2 protein-coding genes are annotated in these 1,686 nt (G+C 36.2%); one reads left to right on the forward strand and one right to left on the reverse strand.

What is annotated here, in order from left to right; translation table 11 throughout:
• Positions 1-49 precede the first annotated feature (49 nt).
• Complete coding sequence (locus tag RMO83_RS07460; RefSeq protein ID WP_310559049.1) at positions 50-1,039, forward strand: aspartate-semialdehyde dehydrogenase; 990 nt, start codon at positions 50-52, stop codon at positions 1,037-1,039.
• 55 nt (positions 1,040-1,094) lie between these two features.
• On the opposite strand, the gene RMO83_RS07465 is transcribed toward RMO83_RS07460, so the two are convergent.
• Positions 1,095-1,686 (reverse strand): prolyl oligopeptidase family serine peptidase (locus RMO83_RS07465; RefSeq protein ID WP_310559050.1); only part of this gene is annotated, 592 nt, incomplete at its 5' end.

Below are 1,686 nucleotides of genomic sequence, written 5' to 3' on the forward strand. Positions count from 1 at the left end.
TATAATTTAGTACATTTACATTTTAAAAAATTAAACACATCCTCATAAAATGAAAGTAGCCGTTGTAGGTGCCACCGGAATGGTTGGCGAAGTAATGCTTAAAGTTCTTGCAGAAAGAAATTTTCCAATAACCGAATTAATCCCAGTAGCTTCCGAAAAATCGGTTGGAAAAGAAATAGAATGGAAAGGAAATAAATACAAAGTAGTTGGACTTCAAACTGCTGTCGACATGAAAGCTGATATTGCCTTATTTTCTGCAGGTGGAGAAACATCATTAGAATGGGCACCAAAATTTGCTGCAGCTGGTACAACCGTAATTGATAATTCTTCGGCTTGGAGAATGGATCAAACTAAAAAATTAATCGTACCCGAAATTAATGGTTCCATTTTAACCGCAGCAGATAAAATTATTCCTAATGCAAATTGTTCAACTATCCAGTTAGTTATGGTTTTAGCCCCTTTGCACAGAAAGTACAAAATTAAGCGTGTAATTGTTTCTACTTATCAATCGATTACTGGAACCGGAGTAAAAGGTGTACAACAATTAGAAAATGAATATGCAGGAATTCAAGGCGAAATGGCATACAAATATCCTATCCATAGAAATGCCATTCCACATTGCGACAGTTTTGAAGAAAACGGATATACCAAAGAAGAAATGAAATTGGTTCGAGAGACTCAAAAAATTCTTGACGATAAAACTATTGCCGTTACCGCTACTGCCGTTAGAGTTCCAATTGTTGGTGGACACAGTGAAGCTGTAAACGTAGAATTTGAAAACGATTTCGATTTGAATGAAGTACGTCAAATATTACACCAAACTAGTGGTATAAAAGTACAAGATAATTTAGATACTTTTACTTATCCAATGCCGCTTTTTGCCCAAGGAAAAGACGATGTTTTTGTTGGTAGAATTCGTCGTGACGAAAGCCAAGCAAATTCATTGAATATGTGGATCGTAGCCGATAATCTAAGGAAAGGTGCTGCAACAAATACCATTCAAATTGCAGAATATTTGGTAGAAAATAATTTAGTATAGAATATTATTAAAGCAAAAAAATCCCGAAATAATCGGAATTTTTTTATGTTAAAAATTAATTTTTTAAATATTTCTGTAAAAACTGATCTTGTTCCCACAGCAAGTGCATAATGTTTTCTTTGGCAGCATAACCGTGAGATTCTTTGGGTAAAATTAGCATTCTAGCAGGAGCTCCCAAACCTTTCAAAGCTTGAAAATAGCGTTCAGTTTGTAAGGTAAAAGTCCCAGGATTGTTATCGGCTTCTCCATGAACTAATAATAACGGTGTTTTCATTTTTTCGGCATTCATAAAAGGAGACATGCCGTTGTAAACTTCTGGTGATTCCCAATAACTGCGTTGCTCACTCTGAAAACCAAACGGTGTTAAAGTTCGGTTGTAGGCTCCACTTCGGGCAATTCCACAAGCAAATAAGTTGGAATGTGTTAGCAAATTGGCGGTCATAAATGCACCATACGAATGTCCGCCAACAGCTACTTTTTTTCTGTTGATATATCCTAAATTGTCTACTGCATCAATAGCTGCCTCTGCATTTGAAACCAATTGCGCAATAAAAGTATCGTTGGGTTCGGTTTTTCCTTCGCCAATAATAGGGAACGAAGCATCATCTAAAACGGCATAGCCTTTGGTAGCCCAATACACGAACGAA

Origin of the sequence: Flavobacterium sp. (genome assembly GCF_031423415.1) — a bacterium.
Lineage (GTDB): Bacteria > Bacteroidota > Bacteroidia > Flavobacteriales > Flavobacteriaceae > Flavobacterium.

Excerpts from the sequence above, each read along its gene's own strand:
- RMO83_RS07460 (WP_310559049.1), top strand. The coding sequence starts at position 50 with ATGAAAGTAGCCGTTGTAGGTGCCACCGGAATGGTTGGCGAAGTAATG.